We start from the raw sequence: 20,336 nt of genomic DNA on the forward strand, positions 1-20,336 counted from the left end.
TGCGCCCGGGAGTATCAACATGGAGACATCCGCAGCTTCGCGCGGCACGCGCCGTGCCTGGCGCGCGCTCGTCGCAGCCCTGTGTGCAGGCTGGAGCGCGCTGTCGTTCGGCGCGGAGGGCGCGAACGGCGCGGCCGCGCTGCTCGACCGCTACCGCAGCCTCGGCGCGCAACTGAAGGACAACGCGTTTCACCGGCCCGTGGTCCTCGAATCGTCGGAAGCGTCGTCGTCGCTGAAGGGCGACATCTACGCGGTCGTCGATTATCCGTTCGCGGTCGTGAACGGCCAGCTCAACGATCCCGCGCAAGGCCCCGCGAACTGGTGCGCGGTGCTGATCCTGCACCTGAACACCAAGTACTGTCACGCATCGAGCGGCGCCAACGGCCCGGTGCTCGACGTGAACCTCGGCCGCAAGATCCAGCAAAAGTTGCCGGATACCTATCGCGTGCAGTTCCGCTATCGCGTGGCGGCCGCGACGCCCGACTATTTCCAGGTCGACCTGACCGCCGACAGCGGCCCGATGGGCACGAAAGATTACCGGATCGCGCTCGAAGCCGTGCCGGTCGGCGCGTCGCGCACGTTCCTGCACCTCACGTATTCATACGGGTTCGGCACGGTCGGCCGGATGGCGATGAAGACCTACCTCGCGACGGTCGGCAGCGACAAGGTCGGGTTCACGACCGTCGGCGCCGCGTCGGCCGCGCAGCCGCAGTACATCGGCGGCGTGCGCGGGCTGCTGGAGCGCAACACGATGCGTTACTACCTCGCGATCGACACCTATCTCGCGACGCTCGACAAGCCGCTCGACCAGCGCCTCGCGCGCTGGTTCGACGCGACCGAGCAGTATCCGCAGCAACTGCACGAGGTGGAGCGCGGCGCGTATCTGCAGATGAAAGCGCAGGAGGTGCAGCGGCAGCAGACGGCGCGGTAGGCGCCTGCATCGCCGTCAATCGAGCAACCCCGCGACGACGTCGACGATCCGCTGCAGCAGCGCTTCGTCGTAAGGCAGCCACGGCACCGAGCGCAGCGGCGACGGCGGTGGCGCGATCGCCGGTTCGACCGGCTCGCCATCGCGCGTCACGCGGCCGGTCGCGCAATGCACCGACCATGCGCCGACGCGCACGTGGCGTTCGTCGATCGTGATCTTTCCTTGCGCAACCGGCTCGGCGAACACGAGCGACAGCACGTGTTTGCGATGCTGCGCCATCACGCCCAGCGGCAGATCGGACAACCGGTTCAGGCGCTGCCAGCGTTCGGCTTCGAGCTCACGCAGGCGGACCGGGTCCGCCGCGAGCGAAGCGGTCGCCGCACGTGTCGCATCGTCGTCGAGCGCGAACGCGGACACGCTGACGAGCAGGTCGACCGCGCGCGCCGCTTCCGAGAACACCACCCGATCGATCTCGCCGATCGGCAGCGGCAGCCAGCGGGCGCCGTGCCGGCGTTCGAAGTGCAGCCGGCGCGACGTACCGTGGCTTTCCGAACCCGGATAGAGGCGCGCATCGACGCGGAAGGTCGCGCGCACGTCGCCGAATTCGCGGACGAGCGCGTCGTCATAGGCACGGATCGACCAGCCTTCGCGGCGTGCGACGCCGAGCAGCGGCCGGCTCGACAGCACGTGGCCTTCGAACATCGCGGAATCGCTGGCCGACGCGTCGTCGTCGCTCGGCACGTAGTACTCGCGGAACGCCTGCCTGACCGGTTGCCGCAGCGACCGGCCGACGATCGCGCGCTGCCACGCGAGCCGCTCGTCCGCGTCGGCCAGCAACGGGTGCCATAGCCGGATCTCGCAGTCGTCGGCGATCTCGCATGCGCGGCCGGCCGCGTCGCGCAGTACGACCTTGCCCTTGGCGATATCGGGCGTGAACGATTGCGTCGAGCCGTCGCCACGGCGTGCCTGCCAGATCATCCGCGCCGAGAACGCGGCGCCGGCCGGCGCATCGACGAGCCGCTCGCGCCATTCGGCGTGGCCGAGCGTCAGCGGCTGCCAGAAGCCGGTCTCCATGCACGTGGCGAGCATCGCGAGGGACTTCTTGTCGGGCTGCGCGTCGAGCGTCATCCGCAGCGCGGTACGCGGCCGCTCGCCGAGTGCGCGTTCGGCCGGCTTCAGGTTGCGCGCGAGTTTCTTCTGCACGCCCGCGTGACGGACGACGGCCAGCGCGTCGCGCAGCGCGCGCACGCCCTCGGGCGTCGGGATCGTCTCGATCGCATGGCCGAGCGCGATGGCGAGCGATTGCGACGGCGCGGTTTTCGCGACCGTCGGCGCGACGCATACCCCCGTCAGCAGCGGCCCGATCAGCGGGCGCAGCCATGCTTCGTCGCGATAGGCGGCCACGCGCGCGGCGCGGGACAGCACTTGCGCGTCGTCGGTCGTGAACGCGCGATCGGCTTCGTATGGCACGGCGCCGGCATGCAGCGCGGCGACCTGTCGCGCCGCTTCGGTCAGCGCGTCGCGCGCGAACGCGACGTACGCGGCTTCTTCCGCGAGCGTCACGGCCGGATCGCTGAGGTCGAGCCACAGCCGCTTCGGCGCGAAATAGCCGTCGTTCGTCGCAGCCAGTGCGAGTAGCGCGGCCGCTCCGAGTTCGGGCAACACGTCGAGTTCGCGCACGCGAAACGGCGAATCGGCCAGCGCCTGCGCACAGGCTGCGCGCCGCGCCGAGAAGTCGCGGCGGCCCGCGAACCAGTCGAGCGCATACGCGGCATAGGCCGACGCCGCGCGCAATCCGCCTTCTTCCGGTTCGCTGGCGATCCGCGCGAGTTCGGCTTGCAGCGCGGGCGACGGCAGCGCGTCGAGGCACGGCAGATCCTCGAGCGCGCGTTTCCACCCGCCGGCCGGAATGGCGCGGAACAGTTCGAGCGCCGCATCGGCGTCGATGAGCGGCACGAGGCCGAGCGCATCGATCTGCCGGTGCACCGTGCGCGCGAATTCGGCGCGCGGGTCGCCGAACGCCTGGTCGCGCACGAGGATCTCGTGCTCGACGCGCCGCAGCGCCGGCCACACGGTGCCTAGCGCAGGCGCGTCGAGCGCCGACAGGTCGATCGGCTCGTCGATGGCGCCCGCGTGGGGGGCAGGGTCGGTCAGCCGCGCGACGAGTAGCGCTACGAGGGCGCGATCAGCCATGCGTACGTGCCCGGTCGGCCGCACCGTTCTGGCGCGATTTCTTCTGTGCCGGTCGCGCGACGCGTCTCGCGCCGCCGAGGCCGGCTACGGGTTCGATCGTGTGCTGCATGGTCTGGCTCTCATCGTGAAAAACCGTGCGGGCGCACAGTATTGCACCCCCATTGATCCGCGCGCGCGGAGGCCCGTGCGGCGGGCCTCCCGGGCCGATTCACCCGCGCCGTGCCAGCCGACCGACCGTCCGGCCATTTCATAAGACGTACAGTTTTCCCGCGATGCGCGATTCGCGCCGAACTGTACTCTTGTTCGCGTGCTCGATGTGTGTACTCGTCACCAACTGTTCTTCTCTTAAGATCCGATCATCAAGTGCACAGTGCCGCAGATCCAGTTGGTCCGGACCCCTGGCGGCGCATCTTCAAGAGAGAGCCAGTGCGATGGAAAAGGCAAAACCGGAGGGAAAGATCAGGAATCACGACGGCCCGGTCGGCGGGCGAAACACGTGCAACGCGTGCGTATCGGGCGCACACGGTGGGGCGACGGGGCGGCGTGCGCCGGCGGGAGACGCACGATGAAACTCTATGAAAAGCTCGCGGACGATATCGAGCGCCTGATCCGCCAGGGCGTGTACCGGCACGGCGACCGGATTCCGTCGGTGCGGCAGGCGAGCCAGCAGCACCGGATCAGCATCACGACGGTGCTGCATGCGTATCTGCTGCTGGAAAGCCGCGGGCTGCTGGAAAGCCGGCCGCAGTCGGGCTATTTCGTGAACCTGCGGCGCGACGACAGCCACGCGCCGGTGCGCGAGCTGCGGCCGTCGAAGCCGATCGCGATCTCGTCGTCGGTGGACGTGAGCCGGCTCGTGCTGTCGACGCTGCGCTCGATCGGCACGGACGACGCGGTGCCGCTCGGCTCGCCGTATCCGGACCCGAGCCTGTTTCCGTTCGAGAAGCTGAACCGCTACGCGTACGCGGCCGGCCGCGACAAGTCGCTGTGGGGCGTGACCGACGGGCTGCCGCCGGGCCATCCGAGGCTGATCCGGCAGATCGCGCGCCGCTACCTGGAAAACGGGATGTCGGTGGACCCGAACGAGATCATCGTGACGGTCGGCGCGACGGAGGCGATCAACCTGTGCCTGCAGGCGGTCGCGAAGCCGGGGGACACGATCGCGGTGGAATCGCCGACGTTCTACGCGATGCTGCACGCGATCGAACGGATGGGGATGAAGGCGATCGAGGTGGCCACGCATCCGGAATACGGGATCGACATCGCTGCGCTGGCCGCGATCGCGAAGTCGCAGCCGATCGCCGCGTGCATGGTGATGCCGAACTTCCAGAACCCGCTGGGTTTCCAGATGCCGGACGAGCGCAAGCGCGAACTGGTTGAGTTCGCAACCAAGTCAGGGATGCCGATCATCGAGAACGGTGTGTATAACGAACTGTATTTCGGCGATACGCATCCGAGTTCGCTGAAGTCCTACGACCGGACCGGGATCGTGCTGCATTGTTCGTCGTTCTCGAAGAGCCTGACGGCTGCATACCGGATCGGCTGGGCGCTACCGGGCCGCTATCGCGATCAGGTCGAGAAGCTGAAGTTCCTGAATACGCTCGCGACGCCGTCGTTGCCGCAACTGGCGATTGCGGAGTTTCTCGAACGCGACGGCTACGAGCATCACCTGCGGCGCTTGCGCAAGGCGTATGCGCAGCAGGCGAACCTGATGCGCGCGATGGTGTCGCGGTTCTTTCCGGAAGGCACGCGCATTTCGAGCCCGGCGGGCGGCTACGTGCTGTGGGTCGAGTTGCCCGCGCAGGTCGATGCGATGCGGCTGTACCAGCTCGCGCTGGAGCAGGGGATCACGATCGGGCCGGGCTACATGTTCTCGATCACCGACAACTACCGGAACTTCATCCGCCTGAACTACAGCAGCCCGTGGTCGCCGGAGATCGAGCAGGCGGTGATCACGGTCGGGAAGCTGGCCGCGGCGTGCATGCGGTGAACGGGCGGGTGACGTGGATCGCGGGCGGCGGGACCTGCCGCGTGCGATTCATGTCGTTCAAGCCCAGCCGGCCGCCGAAAACGACCGTGCGGCCGATCGCAGCCAACTGCAGAACGCATCGATTTGCGGCCGCGCGGCGGCCGCGCGCGTCGTCAACAGATGGTAGCTGTAGGGGCCTTGCACCGGCTTGCCCGGCGCAATGGCCAGCAGCCCTTGCCTGACCGCATCGGCGGCGAGGACGTCCGACGCCACGGCCACGCCCTGACCCGCGATCGCGGCATCGAGCGTCAGATAGGTATGCGAGAAGCTCGGCCCCTGTCGCAAACGCGCCGCGCTCGCGTGCCCGTCCTGCATCCGGCACCAGCGCACCCAGTCCACCTGCTCCGGAATGCGCGCCTCGTATTCGTCGTGCAGCAGGGTTGCACGCAACACGTCGTCCACGGTGCGCAGCGGCTTGCATAGCGACGGTTGGCCGACCGCGAGGAACGTTTCCGACATCAGCTTTTCCGCGACGAGCCCCGGATAGGGGCCCCCACCCAGGCGGATCGCCACGTCCACGCGCTCGCGGCTGAAGTCGACGGCGGGCACCGAAGCCAGCAGGCGCACCTCGATGTCGGGATGCAGCCGCCGGAACTCGCCCAGGCGCGGCATCAGCCAACGCGTGACGAACGACGGCATCGCGGTGACCGTTACTTCCGGCGAATCCGCGGCCTGCCGGATGTCGAGCGACGCGCGCTCGAGCTCGTCCATCAAGCGCTCGATTTCCAGGAAGTAGCGCCGCCCGATCTCCGTCAACTGGACCGACCGGGCGCCACGCATGAACAACGGCGTGCCCAGCCATTCCTCCAGCAGCCGCACCTGATGACCCACCGCACCGGACGTGACGCACAGCTCGTCACCTGCCCGGGCGAAGCCGCCATGGCGCGCGGCCGCCTCGAATGCGCGGACGGAGAGCAGCGGTGGAAGTTGTCGCGACATGACTGAATTGAATTGAGGCTCAGTGCGGAAACGTTTGATTTGTTGCGCGGGAAAGGCATGCCTAATCTACAAGCCTCCTGTCACGAGGCTCAGAAATAGTGAGCCATGCCATTTCCGGAGTCAACATGGATCTCAGCATTCACGGCGAGTCGAATCCCGCGCTCGCGTCGTCGTTTCGAAAGGTGCTCGTGCCCTGGGCGGTCCAGGGCGGGCTCAATCCGCCGGTCATCACGCATGCGCACGGATGCTACTTCTACGATGCGAACGGCAAGCGCTACCTGGACCTCACCAGCGGCTATGTCGCGGTGTCGTTGGGACATGGCCATCCGAAGGTGGTTGAGGCGATCCAGGCGCAGGCCGCGCGCATGTGCTGGGTCGCGTCCAGCTACTTCAACGACGTGCGCGCCGAATACGCGGAACGTCTGAACAGCGTTTCGCCGTGGCCGGAAGGGCTGCGCGTGCACTTCACCTGCGGCGGTGCCGAGGCGAACGACGATGCGGTGAAGATCGCGCGGTTGGTGACACGCCGGCCCAAGGTGCTGACCGCCTACCGGTCGTATCACGGCAGCACGCTCGGCGCGAGCGCGATGACGGGCGTGGACCGCTGGCGCGATCCGTTCCCGGCGCTGTCGGGCATGGTGAAGTTCTTTGCGCCGTATCCGTATCGCAGCCCGTTCCATACGTCGGAGCCGGCCGAGGAAACCCGGCGCGCCCTCGATCACCTGGCGCGCGTCCTTTCGCACGAAGGCGCACAGAACGTGGCCGCGATCCTGATGGAGCCGATGACGGGATCGAGCGGGGTCGTCGTCTACCCGCCGGGGTATCTCGCAGGCGTTCGCGACCTGTGCGACCGGCACGGCATCCTGCTGGTCTTCGACGAGATCATGACGGGCTTCGGGCGCACGGGGGCATTGTTCTGCGCCGAGCGGGTCGGCGTGTTGCCGGACCTGATTTCGTTCGCCAAGGGGGCCAGCTCTTCGTATACGCCCCTTGGCGGCGTCCTGGTGCGCGAAGGCGTGGCCCGCCACTTCGATACGGAACTCTTCGACGTGGGCCACACGCATGCGGGCCATGTACTGGCGGTCGCCGGCGGCCTCGCGGCACTGAAGGTCTATCTGGAAGAGGGCTTGTTCGAGCGGGCGCGCGAGATCGAAGGCTGGCTGCGCGACGGTCTCGGCGAGCTGGCGGAGCGTCATCCGTCGATCGGCGACGTGCGGGGCATGGGCGCCCAGTTCGGCATCGAGCTGGTGCGCGACCGGGAAACGCGCGAGCCGCTCGTCGAGTGGCACCACCCGGCGGGATCGGCGCCGATGCGCGCGTTCTATGGCGAACTGCTGAAGCGCGGCGTTCACGCGTACGGGCGCTACAACGTGGTGATCGTGACGCCGCCGCTCGTCATCTCGCGCACGGAGCTGGACGAGGGGCTCGACGCGCTCGACGCGGCGCTGACGGTGTTGGAGGCCGCGCGATGAACTACGAGGACATCCTGTATCGCGAAGCAGGCGGCGTGGCGACGATCACGATCAACCGTCCGTCGGTGTACAACGCGTTCCGCGCGAGGACGGTCGACGAACTGCTGCACGCGTTTCAGCAGGCGGGCTGGAATCCGGAGATCGGCGTGATCGTGCTGACCGGCGCCGGCGACCAGGCCTTTTGCACCGGCGGCGACCAGACGAGCCACGGCGATGGCGGCTACGGCGGGCGCGGCACGATCGGCTTGCCCGTGGACGCGTTGCAGAGCCTGATCCGCGACGTGCCGAAGCCGGTGATCGCGCGCGTCAACGGCTATGCGATCGGCGGCGGCAACGTGCTCGTGACGGTGTGCGACCTGGCGATCGCGAGCGAAGCGGCGCAGCTCGGGCAGGTGGGGCCCAGGGTGGGGTCGGTGGATCCCGGCTTCGGCACGGCGTTGCTCGCCCGCGTCCTCGGCGAAAAACGCGCGCGGGAAGTGTGGTTCCTGTGCCGGCGCTACACGGCGCGCGACGCGCTTGCGATGGGGTGGCTCAATGCGGTCGTGCCTGCCGATCGGCTCGACGGGGAAGTCGCGCGATGGTGCGACGAAATCCTTGCACTGAGCCCCACGGCGCTCGCGATCGCCAAGCGGTCGTTCAATGCGGACTCCGAGCATATCCGCGCGATCGGTGCGCTGGGATTCGAGGCGCTGTCGCTGTACTACGCCACCGACGAGTCGAAAGAGGGCACACGCGCCTTCCGCGAACGGCGCAAGCCCGCTTTCCGGCGCGCAAAGGCACGCCATGATCCTCAACCCTGAACGGTCGCCCTGCCTGCTCGACGCGATCCGGCAGGGCGGCATCGTGCGACAGACGATTCGGACGGAGCACTTTGATGAGCACCACTGACGTACTTTGGCAACCACCGGCCGACTGGCGGACCAGCACGCTGCTGGGTGAACTCTGCGCGCGCGTGGGCGCCTCGTCGTTCGAAGATCTGATCGGGATGTCGCTGCATGAGCCGCAACGCTACTGGGCCGCGGTGATGGCGCACCTGCAGTTCCAGTGGCGGATGCTGCCGCGGCGGCATGTCGATCTTGCGAGCGGGCCCGCGTTTCCGCGATGGTTCCCCGGCGGTCGGCTGAACTGGGTCGATCATGTGCTTGCGCACGCGGACGGCCCGCGTGCGCTGCAGGCGGCGGTCGTCACGGAGACGGAGGACGGGCGCGTCAGCACGACCAGTTATGCCGCGCTGGCTCGGGATGTACGGCAACGGGCGTCGCGGCTGGGCGCGCTCGGCGTCGGCGCGGGCGATCGGGTCGGCATCATGATGACGATGGGGGCGCAGGCCGCGGCCAGCCTGATTGCCGTATCGGCGCTCGGCGCGATCGCCGTGCCGCTGTTCACCGGCTTCGGGGCGGACGCCGTCGCCGCGCGACTGACGCTGGCCGACGCGCGTGTGTTGCTGGCGAGCGGCGGCTACCTGCGCCGCGGACGCGCTGTCGACCTGAAACCGGTATTCGACGCATTGCAGGAACGGATGCCGGGTTTGCGCATCGTTATCCAGGGCGACGAGCCGGCGAGCCCCGTCACGCCAGACGCCCGATCTTCGCTGCACGCGGCGGCGCCCCATGCGTTCCCCGCGCAGGACCCCGACCAGCCGTTCATGATCGTTTTCACATCGGGAACGACAGGGTCGCCAAAGGGCACGGTGCATACGCATGCCGGCTTCCCGTTGAAGATCCTGCACGATTGCGCATACCACTTCGAGTTGCGCCCCGGCGACCGCTGGCTGTGGCCGAGCGACATGGGCTGGATCGTCGGCCCGCTCACGACGATCGGCGCGCTTGTCCGCGGCGCGACCCTGGTGTGCTACGACGGCGCGCCCGACTATCCGGACGCCGGGCGTCTGGCCGAAGTCGTCGACCGCCACCAGGTCACGCACTTCGGTGCGTCGCCCACGCTGATCCGCAGTCTGGCGGCGTCGCCGCGGGCGGTCGACGGCGCGGTGCTGGACAGCCTGCGCGTGCTGATGGTGGCCGGCGAGGTGATCGACCCGGATCACTTCGCGTGGTTCTTCCATGCGTTCGGCCGGTCGCGGTTGCCGGTGATCAACTACAGCGGCGGCACGGAGGCGTCGGGCGCGCTGTTGGGCAATGTTCCCGTGCGCCCGATCCGTGCGTGCGCTTTCAACGCCGTATCGCCGGGCGTCGACGCGTTCGCGGCCGACGAGCAAGGGCGGCGCGTGCGCGGCGTTCCCGGTGAACTGGTGATCGCCGCGCCGTTCGTCGGGATGACGTCGGGGTTCTGGAACGCGGCCGACCGCTACGAGGAAACGTACTGGCGCCAGCGGCCGGGCCTGTGGACGCATGGCGACCTGCTGCTCGAAGACGATGACGGACAATTCTTCATCCTCGGCCGTGCGGACGACACGCTGAAGATTGCCGGCAAGCGGCTGGGGCCGGCCGAGGTCGAGTCGGTCGTGCTCGGGTCGCCGCTCGTGCGCGACGTGGCGGCCGTTTCGCTGCCCGATCCGGTGAAAGGGGAGCGGCTGGTGGTTTGCGTCAGTACCCAAGGCGAACCGCCGGGCGCGCTGGCGACCTCGCTGGCCGACCGGATCGAGGCGGCGCTGGGCAAGCCGTTCCGTCCGGGCATCGTACATCTCGTGCCCGATCTGCCGCGCACGCGCAACGGCAAGGTCATGCGCCGCGTGGTGCGAAACGTGTTGCGGGGCTTGCCGCCGGGCGACGTGAGCGCCCTCGAGAACCCGGCGGCGCTTGCAGCCTTGCAGGCGCTGGCCGGTCAGGGCACGGCATGACGGATCGACATCGGAACGGGCGGGGCGCGGTGTAATGTCATCCGCCCGTCACCGGTGGAAAGAACGCAACTTCGCTGTCCTCGCGCACGACGAATTCCCCGGTCACCATTTCGAGGTTCACGGCCGCCCGCACCGGGCGGTCCATCCGCAGCGCGTCCGCACTGCGCGCGTCGCGTGCGGCCAGCGTGCCGCGCAGCGCGTCGACGGTGAGTTCGCGCGCATCGATCTCGACGGTTTCCTCGTCGAGCGCCAGTTGTTCGCGAATGCTCGCGAAGTATTTGATCGTCAGTTTCATCGGGTTGTCTCGGGCAGGAGCGGCGGAATCGGAAAACGCGAAGCGGGTGCGGTCAGCCCCAGCGCCGCATCGCCAGGTCGTCGTGCGCTTTCGCCTCGACCCAGCCGGATTCGCCGTCGTGCCGGATTTCCTTCTTCCAGAACGGCGCATGGGTCTTCAGGAAATCCATCAGGAATTCGCATGCATCGAACGCGGACGCGCGATGCGCGGCGGCCACCACGACCAGCACGACCGGCTGGCCGAGCGGAATGCGGCCGACGCGGTGCACGATCCTGACCGCTTCGAGCCGCCAGCGCGCGGTGGCCTCCTCGACGATGCTCCACAGTGCCTGTTCGGTCATCGTCGGGTAGTGCTCGACTTCCAGCGCGACGACGTCGTCGACGTCGCCTTCCTTGCGCACGACCCCGAGAAAATTCACGACCGCGCCGACATTCGGATTGCGAACGATCGGCGCCAGCTCCGCGCCCGCGTCGATCGGCGCATGCTGCACGCGTACTTCGAAGCCCGCGGCAATCGCGGGCGCCGATTCGGGGTGCGGGTCGGTCGCGTCGACGGGCGGCGGCGGGCTGGCGGCACGCAGCGGATCGTCCGGCAGCCCGGCGCGGGATTCGGTGAAGGTCGTCATGACAGGTTCTCCAGTGGGCGGCGCATCCGGTGTCGCGCGGCGGCCCGTCAGCCGCCGACGAGCGACATGCGCACGGTCGGATAGGTCTTGCCCGGCGCGCGGGCCGGCCGTGCGGCCCGGCGCTCGGAATAGCGGTCGTCGCGCTGCGTCCAGCGTCCGCGCACGGCGGCGGCGAGGTCGGCGCTCGACGCCGCGTCGTCGAGCCACGGCCGCAGGTCGGTGCCTTGCGTCGCGAACAGGCACGTATAAAGCTGGCCGTCGGCCGACACGCGGGCGCGCGAGCAGGTGCCGCAGAACGGATGCGACACGCTGGCGATGAAGCCGACTTCGCCCGCGCCGTCGATGTGCGCGCAACGGATCGCGGTGGCGTCGTGCCCCGGCTCGCCGACGAGCACGAGCGGATAGTGGGCGTCGATCAGCTCGCGCATCCGCCCGGCCGGCACGACCTTGTCGCCGGACCAGTAGCTGGCGCCGCCGACGTCCATGTATTCGATGAAACGCACGGCCACGCCCGTATGCCGGAAGTGCCGCACGAGCGGCAGGATCTGGTCATCGTTCACGCCGCGCTCGATCACCGCGTTGACCTTGACCGGCGCGAGCCCGGCCGCATGCGCGGCCTCGATGCCGGCCAGCACGCGCGCCACGGGCACGTCCGCGTCGCTCATCCGGCGGAATACCGCGTCGTCGAGCGCATCGAGGCTCACGGTCACGCGCGACAGCCCCGCATCGCGCAATGCGCGTGCCTTCGCGGCGAGCAGCGAGCCGTTGGTCGTCAGCGCGATTTCGACCGGCTTGCCGTCGATGGTGGTCAGCGCGGCCAGCCGTTCGATCAGCGCTTCGAGGTGGCGGCGCAGCAGCGGTTCGCCGCCCGTGATGCGGATTTTTTCGACGCCGAGCGACGTGAAGGCGTGCGCGATCTTTTCCAGTTGCGCGAACGACAAGCGTTCGGACGACGGCATGAACGCGTAGTCGGCGCCGAAGCTTTCGCGTGGCATGCAGTAGCCGCAGCGGAAATTGCACTGGTCGATCACGGACAGGCGCAGGTCGCGCAGCGGGCGGCCGAGCGTGTCGGACGGGCGGGGGAAGGCGCCGGGCGATGCGCCGCCGGATGAAGCGGCGACGGCCGGCGTGGCGGAAACGATGGCATTCACGATCGGGTCGTCGGCCTGCATGAAGTAAGCGGAGGGGCGTCGCCGTTCGGCCGTGCGGGTGCCGACGTGTCGGCGCACAGGTCGTGACGAGCCTCATCGTGAGCATAGTCCGCCGGATTTTTCCGGCAGAGACACAATCGCGCCCGAATTGCAGGAATACAGTTCGCCGCGCCGGACGCGCGACAGGCGCGGCGAATGGCGCGAATGCGTCGCGCCGGGCGGGTAGTCGGCGTCGTGTTCATGCGAGCCAGGGAGCGAATTCGTAGTACGGAACCGCGTCGCCGCGCGCGAGCGTGCGCCCGGCCGGCAGCCGCGCGAGCCCGGTTGCCTGCACGAGCGACTGCAGCGTGCCGGCGCCTTGCTGGCGCAACGTGTCGAGCATGGGCGCGCCGTCGGCGCCGACGATGCGCCGCACGCGCACGAAGCGTTCGCGCTGCGCATCCGGCTCGAAGCCGGTATCGATCGGCAGCGACGGCACGACCGGCAGGCAAGCGTCGCGCCCCTGCAGGCGGCGGATCAGCGGCGCGACGAACAGCGCGAACGCCGTCATCGCGGCGCCCGGATTGCCGGGCAGCAGTACCACGGGCCGCGCATCGAGCCGCGCGAGCGCGACCGGCTTGCCGGGCTTCATGCGCACACCGGTGACGAGGAACGACGCACCGAGCGCGGTCAGCGCGGGGCGCAGCAGGTCCTTGTCGCCGACCGACGCGCCGCCGACGCAGATCACGAGGTCGCACCGCGCGTGCAGGTCGCGCAGCGCCCGCTCGACGGCGGCCGGCGTATCGGCCGCATGCAGGCTCATCGCGACGTCGGCGCCGGTTCCCGCGGCCAGCGCGGCGAGCATCGGTGCGTTGCTGTTGTAGATCTGCTGCGGCGCACGCGGCTGGCCGCACGCGACCAGTTCATCGCCGGTCGTCAGGATGCCGACGCGCAACGCCGCCCGCACGTCGATCCGCGCGAACCCTTGCGCGGCGGCCACCCCGACGTGCATCGCGCCCATCCGCACGCCGGCCGGCACGAGCAGGTCGCCGGCGCGCACTTCCTCGCCGCGGCGGCGGATGTGCGAACCGATGCGTTGCGGCGCGTCGAACGTGACGCCGCCGTCCTGTTCGTGCGCATGCTCCTGCATCACGACGGTGTCGGCGCCGGGCGGAATCAGGCTGCCGGTGAACAGGCGTGCGGCGGTGCGCGGCGCGAGCGGCGCGGGCGTGTCGCCTGCATAGCAGCGCTGCGCGACGCGCAGCGGCTCGCCGTGCGCGAGGTCGGCGTGCCGCACGGCATAGCCGTCCATCGCGCTCTGATCGGCCGGCGGCTGGTCGAGCACCGCGGTCAGCGGCGCGGCCAGCACGTGGCCGGCCGCGTCGGCGACCGGCAGGGACACGGCGGCCGCGAGCGGCGCGAACGCACCGGCGAATTGCTGCTGTGCGGTATCGAAATCGAACAGGTGTTTCATGACGAATGGACCGGGTGCACCGGTGCAGGCAGTGGGTCGAGGTGAACGGCGGCGGGCGACACGTATTCGACGAAGCCGTCGTCGCGGCAGAAACCGACCAGCCGCACGCCGGCTTCGCGGGCGACGTCGATCGCGAGCGACGTCGGCGCCGAGATCGTCGCGAGCATCGGGATGCCGACCCGCGCGGCCTTGCGCACCAGTTCGTAGCTCGCGCGGCTCGACAGGAACACGAAGCCCGCGCGCAGGTCGGCCCGGCGGCGCGCGAGCTGGCCGATCAGCTTGTCGAGCGCGTTGTGGCGGCCGACGTCCTCGAACACGTCGAGCACGGCGCCGTCGCGGTCGCACCACGCGGCCGCGTGGATGCCGCCCGTTTCGCGCATCAGCGTCTGCCGGGCCGGCAGCGCACGCGCGGCGCGCGCGATCGCATCGGCGCCGATGCCCGCGGCCGTGCCGGCGGCCGCGATCCGCGGCGGGTGCAGGTCGAGCTGCGCGATGCTTTCGATGCCGCACACGCCGCAGCCCGTGCGGCCGGCCAGCGCGCGGCGGTGCGCCTTCAGCGCCATGAACGCCTGCTGCGACACCGTGAGCCGGACTTCGGCGCTGCCGGGCCGGCATTCGCTTTCGATGTCGAAGACGTCCGACGCGCGCTCGACGATGCCTTCGCTCAGCGCGAAGCCGAGGCCGAACGCGTCGAGGTCGATCGGCGTCGCCATCATGACCGTGTGCGCGATGCCGTTGAACACGAGTGCAACCGGGGTTTCGTCGACGACGCGATCGACGGTGTCGCACGCGGCGCCGGCGCGGTGGCGCGTCACCTGACATGCGGTGCTGCCGGTCGGATCGTCACGGCGGGTGCAGGACTCCATGCGGGTTTCTCCAGACGGGACGGCCGGCGGGCCGGCCGGGCTCGGCGCGGGCGCCGAACGACGGGATTCGATGCCGCCGGGCGGGCGCCGCAGGGCGCACGACCGCCGCGGGCAGGCGTTGCATAACATGTTAAGTGGAGTGAACAGTGCGCCGCAGACACAGCGCCGCCACGCGGAAAGCAGTACAGCTGAGCGTCCCGCCGGCACGGAAACTATTTTCCGTGCACACATCTTTGGCGGCGCAAGCAGCACAGTTTCAGCGCACGTTCGAGTGATTGCGAGTATCGTTGCAAACGCGATATCGTCATTCACGCTTCGATGCCATGCGAGTGACCCGTTGTGTTCGCATGTGTCATCGCCAAGCCGTCGCGCGATTTCCTGCTTCGGGCGTACGTCCTCACAACCACGAGCAAATTACGGTCATGGAAATCTTCGATGCGTTCCATCTCGCCCGATTGCAATTCGCATTCACGGTGTCGTTCCACATCGTGTTCCCCGCGATCAGCATCGGCATGGCGAGCTTCCTGGCGGTGCTGGAATGGCGCTATCTCGTCACCGGCGACGCCGCCTACAAATCCATGTTTCAGTTCTGGTCGAAGATCTTCGCGATCGGTTTCGGCATGGGCGTGGTCTCCGGCGTCGTGATGGCGTACGAGTTCGGCACCAACTGGGCCGGCTTCTCGCGCGTCGCGGGCAACATCACGGGGCCGCTGCTCACGTATGAAGTCCTGACGGCGTTCTTCCTCGAAGCCGGCTTCCTCGGCGTGATGCTGTTCGGCTGGCAGCGCGTCAGCCCGCGCGCGCACTTCTTCGCGACGCTGATGGTCGCGGTCGGCACGCTGATCTCGACGTTCTGGATTCTCGCGTCGAACAGCTTCATGCAGACGCCGCAAGGCTACAAGATCGAGAACGGCCTCGTCGTGCCGGTCGACTGGTTCAAGGTCGTCTTCAACCCGTCGTTTCCGTACCGTCTCGTGCACATGACGATCGCGGCGTTCATCGTCGCGGGCTTCATCGTCGCCGCGTGCGGCGCGTGGCACCTGCTGAAGGGGCGTCGCGACGAACCGGTGAAGCGCAGCTTCTCGATGGCGCTGTGGATGCTGCTGGTGCTCGCGCCGATCCAGATCGTCGTCGGCGACGCGCACGGGCTGAACACGCGCGAATACCAGCCGGCGAAGATCGCGGCGATCGAAGGGCTGTGGGAAACCGAGAAGGGCGGCACCGCGCTGAACCTCGTCGGGCTGCCCGACATGCAGGCCGAAACCACCCGCTATGCGATCCAGGTGCCGCACCTCGGCAGCCTGATCCTCACGCACAGCTGGGACGGCGAGATCCGCGGGCTGAAGGAATTCCCGCCGCAGGACCGTCCGTATTCGCCGATCATCTTCTGGACGTTCCGGATCATGGCCGGCCTCGGGATGCTGATGCTGCTGACCGCGCTGCTCGGGCTGCTGCTGAGAAAGGGCGGGCGCCTGTATGAAACGCGCTGGTTCCAGTGGTTCGTGGTGGCGATGGGGCCGTCGGGCATCGTCGCGCTGCTGGCCGGCTGGATCACGACCGAGGTCGGGCGGCAGCCGTGGACCGTATACGGCGTGCTGCGCACCATCGATTCGGTCTCCCCGCTCGACGCTCAGCAGGTCGGCGTGTCGCTGCTGGTCTTCGTGGTCGTGTATTTCCTGGTATTCGGAACGGGTATCTACTACATGATGAAGCTGATGAAGCGCGGGCCGGCGGCCCAGGCCGGCTACATCGAACTGCACCGGCATCCGGGGCTGCGCAAGAGCGCGCTGTCCACGCCGCTGAACGTCACCGAGGCGGAGTAACCATGCACATCGATCTTCCTGTCGTCTGGGCCGCGATCATCGGCCTCGGCGTATTCATCTACGTGATGCTGGACGGCTTCGATCTCGGCATCGGTCTGCTGTTTCCGTTCTTCGATGCGAAGGCCGAGCGCCAGGTGATGCTCGACACCGTCGCGCCGGTGTGGGACGGCAACGAGACGTTCCTCGTGCTCGGCGGCGCGGGCCTCTACGGCGCGTTTCCGGTCGTGTATTCGACGCTGCTGCCGGCCAACTACCTGCCGCTGGTGCTGATGCTGGTCGGGCTGATCTTCCGGGGCGCGGCGTTCGAGCTGCGTGCGAAAGCCACCCGCACGCAGCACATGTGGGACCTCGCGTTCATCGGCGGCTCGGCGCTGGCGGCGTTCTGCCAGGGAATCGTGCTCGGTTCGCTGCTGCAGGGCATCAAGATCGAGAACAACCATTTCGCGGGCGGGCCGTTCGACTGGCTGTCGCCGTTCAGCATGATGTGCGGGATCGGCGTGCTCGTCACCTATGCGACGCTCGGCTGCGGCTGGCTGATCCTGAAGGTCGACGGCGAACTGCAGCGCAAGATGCGGTTGCTGATGAAGCCGCTCACGGGCGTGCTGCTCGCGGTGATGGGCGTGGTGAGCCTGTGGACCGTGATCGGGCTGCCGGCCGTCGCGCACCGCTGGTTCGGCAGCGGCAACCTCGGCTGGTTCCTGCCGGTGCCGGTCCTCGTCGTCGCATGCGTGTGGGGCATCTTCCACACGGTGAAGCGCGCGCACGAGGCCACGCCGTTCCTGCTGACGCTGGCCCTCGTGTTCCTCGGCTACACCGGGCTCGTGATCAGCATCTGGCCGAACATCGTGCCGCCGTCGCTGACGATCTGGGACGCGTCGTCGAGCCATTCGAGCCAGTTGTTCGCGCTCGTCGGCACCGTGATCGTGCTGCCGATCATCCTCGTGTACAACGCGATGCAGTACCGCGTGTTCCGTGGCAAGGTGCGCGAGGGCGACGTCGGCTATCACTGAGCGGCCAGCGCGGTGACGGGGCGCGGCGCTCGCGTATCATCACGCGCGGCGCGGCGCCCGACACGGCACCCGATACGAAAGCGGCCCGCCACGCGCGGGCCGTTGCGCATCGGGTGCGGGCGCAACGGGTTGCGCATTTCCTTGGCAGTCGAGAAAACATCATGATCGTCAGACCACGACAGAACTGGCTCAGGATGCTGTTCGTATGGAACGGCTCCGTGCTGCAGTCGATCATTCCGCAGCTCGTGTTCATGGCGATCGTCAGCACGCTGGCGGTCTTCACGAACGGGCGCATCTTCGGCGAGAAGATTCCGCTCAACACCGCGCCGTTCACGCTGTTCGGGCTCGCGCTCGCGATCTTCCTCGGGTTTCGCAACAACGCGAGCTTCGAGCGCTTCAAGGAGGCGCGGCATCTGTGGGGCAACCTGCTGATCGCCGCGCGCACCGTGACGTCGCAACTGCATCGCTACCTGCCCGACAGCGTCGGCGACGCCGAGCGCAACCGGCTCGCCGATCTGCTGATCGCGCTCGCGTATGCGCTGAAGCACCAGCTGCGCCATACCGATCCGACCGCGGACCTGCAGCGCATTCTCGGCGCGGAGCGTACGGCCGCGCTCGGCGGCAAATGCTACAAGCCGGTCGCGATCCTCGACGAACTGCGCGGCGGCATCGTCCGTGCGCTGGGCCGCGCGCCGGGCAGCGACGCGACCTGCTGGATGTTCGAGATGCAACTCGACGAGCTCGGCAAGTCGGTCGGAGGGTGCGAGCGCATCCTGTCGACGCCGATCCCGTTTTCGTACAGCGTGCTGCTGCATCGCACCGTGTATGCGTATTGCGTGTTGCTGCCGTTCGGGCTCGTCGATTCGACGGAGTTCTTCACGCCACTGATCTGCGTGTTCATTGCGTATACGCTGATCGCGCTCGAAGCGATCGCGAACGAAGTGGCCGAGCCGTTCGGCCTCGCGCCGAATGCGCTCGCGCTCGATGCGATGACGCGTACGATCGAGCGGTCGGTGCTGGAACTCGGGGATCGGCCGATGCCGGAGGAATTCGTGCCCGCGTCGACGTATCAGATCACGTAGGCTGCGGGGCGGTAGTGTAGTCGTCTGTAAGGTTGATCGGCCGGAGCGATGACGGGTGTGTAGACTCGTGCTCGTTCAATGGAGCCCACACCATGCAACTGCTCGATCACGTGTCGATCGGCGTGCCGGATATCGACCAGGCACGCCCCTTCTACGATGCCGTCATGGCTGCGCTGGGCGCGACCAAGGTCTATGACCGGCCCAATGCGCTCGGTTACGGCGAACGTTGCAGCGCGAATGATCCGGGGTCGACCTTTCTGGCGGTGTATCTGGATCCCGCCGAAATCGGCGCGAGCAAGCGGCACTGGTGTTTCAAGGCGACTTCCCGCGAGCAGGTGCATGCGTTTTTCGAGGCCGGCCTCGCGACAGGCGGCCAGTCCGACGGCGAACCCGGGTTGCGGCCGCAGTACCACGCCGACTACTACGCGGCTTTTGTGGTCGATCCGGCCGGCAACCGGGTCGAGGCCGTGTGTCATGCGGCGGCCGGCGCCGGAGCGTGAGCGGCCGTGACGGCATCGCTCAACCGAAATACGTCAACCCCATCGCTCCCTTCACCTCCGCGAGCGTCGCCCCCGCCACTTCCCGCGCATGCAGCGTGCCGCGCTTCAGGATCGCCATCACTTCGGCCTTGTCGGCTTCGAACTCACGGCGGCGCGCGCGGATCGGCTCGATCAGCGCCTGCAGCCGCTCGTTCAGCACGCGCTTGACGACGCTGTCGCCGAGGCCGCCGCGGCGATAGTGGGCCTTCAGCTCGTCGACCTTCGCCACGTCCGGCTCGAACGCATCGAGGAACGTGAACACGACGTTGCCCTCCACTTGGCCGGGGTCGCTCACGCGCAGGTGATTCGGGTCCGTGTACATGTCCTTCACGGCCTGCGCGATCTCGTCCGGCGTCGAGCCGAGCGTGATCGCGTTGCCGAGCGACTTGCTCATCTTCGCCTTGCCGTCGATGCCCGGCAGCCGCGTGACCGATGACAGCACGGCCTCGCATTCGACCAGCACCGGCTGCTCGACGGTCGCGTTGAAGCGACGCACGAGCTCGTTGGTCTGCTCGATCATCGGCAACTGATCGTCGCCGACCGGCACGTGGGTCGCCTTGAACGCGGTGATGTCGGCGGCCTGGCTCACCGGGTAGGTCAGGAAGCCGGCCGGGATGTCGCGCTCGAACCCGCGCAGGCGGATTTCTTCCTTGATGGTCGGATTGCGCTCGAGGCGCGCGACCGTGACGAGGTTGAGGAGGTATTGCGACAGCTCGGCGAGTTCGGGCACCTGCGACTGCACGACGATCGTCGAGATCGCCGGATCGATGCCGACGGCGAGGTAGTCGAGCGCGACCTCGATCACGTTTTCGGTCACGCGCTGGCGGCGGCCCATGTTGTCGGTGAGCGCCTGCGTGTCGGCGAGCAGCAGGAATTGCGTCGCCTCGTGCTGCATCTGCACGCGGGCGCGCAGCGAGCCGATGTAGTGGCCGAGGTGCAGCGGGCCGGTCGTGCGGTCGCCGGTGAGGATGATCGGGCGGGTGGGATGCGTCATGGTCGTCGTGGGCTCCGGGTTGTCGAAGCCGCCAGCCATGGTCTCGGCGCAGAAACGCAAATGCCGCCATGGCTGGCGGCATCACGTTTGGGACATGCAAAAGGAAACGGGCCGCCTGGGTCAGGCGCGCCACCAGCAAT

17 protein-coding genes are annotated in these 20,336 nt (G+C 68.3%); 9 read left to right on the forward strand and 8 right to left on the reverse strand.

Going from position 1 to position 20,336, the window contains the following annotated elements; all coding sequences use genetic code 11:
* Positions 1-19: 19 nt before the first annotated feature.
* The gene (locus tag MMB92_RS18755) at positions 20-931 is read left to right on the forward strand and encodes a hypothetical protein (RefSeq protein ID WP_062885696.1); all 912 of its coding nucleotides are present in this window, start codon (positions 20-22) and stop codon (positions 929-931) included.
* 15 nt (positions 932-946) lie between these two features.
* Here MMB92_RS18755 and MMB92_RS18760 read toward each other — a convergent pair whose 3' ends face one another.
* Entirely contained in the window at positions 947-3,121 is a 2,175-nt protein-coding gene (locus MMB92_RS18760; protein ID WP_062885695.1) for a DUF4132 domain-containing protein, read from the reverse strand.
* 565 nt (positions 3,122-3,686) lie between these two features.
* Between MMB92_RS18760 and MMB92_RS18765 the strand changes: the two genes are divergently transcribed.
* Complete coding sequence (locus tag MMB92_RS18765; protein ID WP_006498434.1) at positions 3,687-5,111, forward strand: PLP-dependent aminotransferase family protein; 1,425 nt, start codon at positions 3,687-3,689, stop codon at positions 5,109-5,111.
* A gap of 57 nt (positions 5,112-5,168) precedes the next feature.
* Here MMB92_RS18765 and gcvA read toward each other — a convergent pair whose 3' ends face one another.
* Complete coding sequence (gene gcvA, locus MMB92_RS18770; RefSeq protein ID WP_006498433.1) at positions 5,169-6,089, reverse strand: transcriptional regulator GcvA; 921 nt, start codon at positions 6,087-6,089, stop codon at positions 5,169-5,171.
* A gap of 125 nt (positions 6,090-6,214) precedes the next feature.
* On the opposite strand from gcvA, the gene MMB92_RS18775 reads away from it, so the two are divergent.
* The 3 genes from MMB92_RS18775 (at position 6,215) to MMB92_RS18785 (ending at position 10,358) form a co-directional block, all read left to right on the forward strand.
* Positions 6,215-7,561 (forward strand): aminotransferase class III-fold pyridoxal phosphate-dependent enzyme, encoded by a 1,347-nt coding sequence (locus MMB92_RS18775; RefSeq protein WP_058903702.1) that lies wholly within the window; start codon positions 6,215-6,217, stop codon positions 7,559-7,561.
* A complete protein-coding gene (locus MMB92_RS18780) occupies positions 7,558-8,361 on the forward strand; it encodes an enoyl-CoA hydratase-related protein (RefSeq protein WP_034203671.1) in 804 nt (267 codons plus the stop codon). The genes MMB92_RS18775 and MMB92_RS18780 overlap by 4 nt, the downstream gene beginning before the upstream one ends.
* Positions 8,362-8,435: 74 nt before the next feature.
* Positions 8,436-10,358, forward strand: a complete 1,923-nt coding sequence (locus tag MMB92_RS18785; protein ID WP_062885694.1) for an AMP-binding protein — start codon at positions 8,436-8,438, stop codon at positions 10,356-10,358.
* A 37-nt stretch (positions 10,359-10,395) separates the two neighbouring features.
* Here the strand turns inward: MMB92_RS18785 and moaD are convergent, their stop codons facing one another.
* The 5 genes from moaD to fdhD all read right to left on the reverse strand — a co-directional run bounded on the left by moaD (position 10,396) and on the right by fdhD (position 14,748).
* Positions 10,396-10,653 carry a molybdopterin converting factor subunit 1 gene (moaD, locus tag MMB92_RS18790; protein ID WP_006498429.1) on the reverse strand — a complete coding sequence of 86 codons (258 nt, stop codon included), beginning with the start codon at positions 10,651-10,653 and terminating at the stop codon, positions 10,396-10,398.
* A gap of 52 nt (positions 10,654-10,705) precedes the next feature.
* Positions 10,706-11,278, reverse strand: a complete 573-nt coding sequence (locus tag MMB92_RS18795; protein WP_058903700.1) for a molybdenum cofactor biosynthesis protein MoaE — start codon at positions 11,276-11,278, stop codon at positions 10,706-10,708.
* Between the two features lie 47 nt (positions 11,279-11,325).
* Positions 11,326-12,450, reverse strand: coding sequence for a GTP 3',8-cyclase MoaA (gene moaA / locus MMB92_RS18800; RefSeq protein ID WP_062885693.1), 1,125 nt, complete (start codon positions 12,448-12,450; stop codon positions 11,326-11,328).
* Between the two features lie 217 nt (positions 12,451-12,667).
* Complete coding sequence (gene glp / locus MMB92_RS18805) at positions 12,668-13,882, reverse strand: gephyrin-like molybdotransferase Glp (RefSeq protein WP_062885692.1); 1,215 nt, start codon at positions 13,880-13,882, stop codon at positions 12,668-12,670.
* Complete coding sequence (gene fdhD / locus MMB92_RS18810; protein WP_034203666.1) at positions 13,879-14,748, reverse strand: formate dehydrogenase accessory sulfurtransferase FdhD; 870 nt, start codon at positions 14,746-14,748, stop codon at positions 13,879-13,881. The genes glp and fdhD overlap by 4 nt, the downstream gene beginning before the upstream one ends.
* Before the next feature lie 422 nt (positions 14,749-15,170).
* On the opposite strand from fdhD, the gene MMB92_RS18815 reads away from it, so the two are divergent.
* The 4 genes from MMB92_RS18815 (at position 15,171) to MMB92_RS18830 (ending at position 19,163) form a co-directional block, all read left to right on the forward strand.
* On the forward strand, positions 15,171-16,571 hold the full coding sequence (locus MMB92_RS18815; protein WP_006498424.1) for a cytochrome ubiquinol oxidase subunit I: 1,401 nt from the start codon (positions 15,171-15,173) through the stop codon (positions 16,569-16,571).
* A 2-nt stretch (positions 16,572-16,573) separates the two neighbouring features.
* A complete protein-coding gene (cydB, locus tag MMB92_RS18820) occupies positions 16,574-17,581 on the forward strand; it encodes a cytochrome d ubiquinol oxidase subunit II (protein WP_006498423.1) in 1,008 nt (335 codons plus the stop codon).
* Positions 17,582-17,742: 161 nt separating this feature from the next.
* The gene (locus MMB92_RS18825; RefSeq protein WP_062885691.1) at positions 17,743-18,663 is read left to right on the forward strand and encodes a bestrophin family ion channel; all 921 of its coding nucleotides are present in this window, start codon (positions 17,743-17,745) and stop codon (positions 18,661-18,663) included.
* 92 nt (positions 18,664-18,755) lie between these two features.
* The gene (locus MMB92_RS18830; protein WP_062885690.1) at positions 18,756-19,163 is read left to right on the forward strand and encodes a VOC family protein; all 408 of its coding nucleotides are present in this window, start codon (positions 18,756-18,758) and stop codon (positions 19,161-19,163) included.
* Positions 19,164-19,182: 19 nt separating this feature from the next.
* On the opposite strand, the gene trpS is transcribed toward MMB92_RS18830, so the two are convergent.
* Complete coding sequence (gene trpS / locus MMB92_RS18835; protein ID WP_034204044.1) at positions 19,183-20,196, reverse strand: tryptophan--tRNA ligase; 1,014 nt, start codon at positions 20,194-20,196, stop codon at positions 19,183-19,185.
* Between the last annotated feature and the right edge of the window lie 140 nt (positions 20,197-20,336).

The organism is Burkholderia sp. IO2 (assembly GCF_029522185.1).
In the GTDB taxonomy this organism is placed as follows: Bacteria; Pseudomonadota; Gammaproteobacteria; order Burkholderiales; family Burkholderiaceae; genus Burkholderia; species Burkholderia cenocepacia.